At 29.1% G+C, this 206-nt stretch carries 1 protein-coding gene; it reads right to left on the bottom strand.

Translation table 11 applies throughout. The annotated features are described in order from the left end of the window. Nucleotides 1–206: IS200/IS605 family accessory protein TnpB-related protein (locus tag KGF36_RS20080; RefSeq protein ID WP_227850951.1), on the bottom strand; the 206-nt coding region annotated here is incomplete at both ends.

Genomic DNA, 206 nt, shown 5'->3' with positions numbered 1-206 from the left:
AATTTACCTACCTTTACAATTTGTCTGCCATACCAATTAGCCTTGTATTCTAATTGACGAACAAATTCTGACCATGATACATCAGAAATAGAACGAGATAGTTTATGATTTCTAGTCATATTCTTTACCTGTAAATCTTCTATGCAAATAATATCATTTTCTTGTATTAATTTAGTAGATAGTTTTTGTAGAAAATCCTTTCGCCT

This window comes from Clostridioides sp. ZZV14-6009, from assembly GCF_020658095.1.
GTDB lineage: Bacteria > Bacillota > Clostridia > Peptostreptococcales > Peptostreptococcaceae > Clostridioides.
This window is presented reverse-complemented; position numbering and strand designations above follow the sequence as displayed.